Source organism: Synechococcus sp. R6-7 (genome assembly GCF_047461695.1).
In the GTDB taxonomy this organism is placed as follows: domain Bacteria; phylum Cyanobacteriota; class Cyanobacteriia; order Thermostichales; family Thermostichaceae; genus Thermostichus.
Map to the genome: position 1 here is coordinate 1 of NZ_JANSHS010000121.1, position 1177 is coordinate 1177.

Annotated in this window: 3 protein-coding genes; 1 reads left to right on the plus strand and 2 read right to left on the minus strand. The window is 61.3% G+C overall.

All coding sequences use genetic code 11. The features are described from left to right. Positions 1–433: amidase family protein (locus tag NW815_RS04295; RefSeq protein WP_414415748.1), on the plus strand; the 433-nt coding region annotated here is incomplete at its 5' end. A 17-nt stretch (positions 434–450) separates the two neighbouring features. On the opposite strand, the gene psb28 is transcribed toward NW815_RS04295, so the two are convergent. Together psb28 and NW815_RS04305 are read right to left on the minus strand one after the other, a co-directional pair. Continuing rightward, complete coding sequence (gene psb28 / locus NW815_RS04300) at positions 451–765, minus strand: photosystem II reaction center protein Psb28 (protein WP_011433213.1); 315 nt, start codon at positions 763–765, stop codon at positions 451–453. A gap of 31 nt (positions 766–796) precedes the next feature. Next, positions 797–1177, minus strand: a 381-nt coding sequence (locus tag NW815_RS04305; protein WP_414415749.1) for a glycerate kinase, incomplete at its 5' end; no start/stop codon positions are given.

Sequence of the window (1177 nt, forward strand, 5' to 3'; positions counted from 1 at the left end):
CGCCTACTACCTCAAGGCCCAGAAGGTGCGCACCCTCATCAAGCAGGACTTCCTCAGGGCTTTCGAGAAGGTGGATGTGCTGGTCAGCCCCACTACCCCCACCCCGGCCTTCAAGATCGGCGAGCGGGAGGATCCCCTCAGCATGTACCTCTGCGACCTGATGACGATCCCGGTGAACCTGGCGGGCTTGCCGGGGCTGAGCCTGCCCTGCGGGTTTGCCGATGGGCTGCCCATTGGCCTGCAAATTGTGGGCAATGCCCTACAGGAGAGCAAGGTGCTGCGGGTGGCCTATGCCTATGAGCAAAGCACCGACTGGCACAAGCGACGGCCCCCGCTAGGGCAGCCCTCAGTTGAAGGGGGCCAGGGATCCGATCCCGGCCAACCTCAAGCCAAGCGCAGATCCGGCAAAAGGAGCAAAAAATCCAAAAGCTGAGGCGGGAAGGGCGGCAACTAGGCCATGCCCATCTGGTTGGCCGCTGAAAAGCGTTCCATAAAGCGCAGGAAGCGATCCCACTCTGCCTCGGTTTCCATGTCGTAGGTCACTTCCAGGGCTTTGAATTCCCCGTTCAGGAACTTGGCCCTGATGTTGCGGGTGGTCAGCTCCCCTTCCTCATCGATCATCCGCATGCCGAGGATGTTTTGCGTATCGGATTTTAGATCCTCGAAGCGGAAAATCGCGGATCCCCGGTTGCCGGTCTTGGATTTCAGCACTCGCACCTGGGTGGGCACCTCTTGGATGCCGGGGGAGAACTCGATACTGGCCATGATGTCCTACGAAACACGATGATTTAAGCCATTATAACCGGCCAATCCCCGCATCCTGCTCCAGAAAATCTCTCAGCTCCTGGGCCGTCATCTGCTCCAGGTGATGGCCGGCCTGCCGTTGGGCTTCTGCCACATCGGGGATCCGGTCGCACAGGGCGCCAACCCGAAGGGGAAGAGGCTGGGCTGCCAACCCAGCGCGCGCTGCCGGAGTCACCTGGCCACAGAGGATGAGCAGGGGTTTTTGGGCTTGGATAGCCTGCTCCAGCACGGCCCCCACCACCTTTCCCATCGTGCTTTGTTCGTCGAGGCAGCCCTCTCCGGTGACGACCAGATGGCAGCGGCGGATGCGCTCCGGCAGGGCCAATTGCCGCGCCAAGAGCTGGATCCCGGACTCCAGAGTGGCCTCCAAAAA

What these genes read in the sequence shown, in the direction of transcription:
- psb28 (WP_011433213.1), bottom strand. Translation starts at nt 765, where the DNA reads ATGGCCAGTATCGAGTTCTCCCCCGGCATCCAAGAGGTGCCCACCCAG.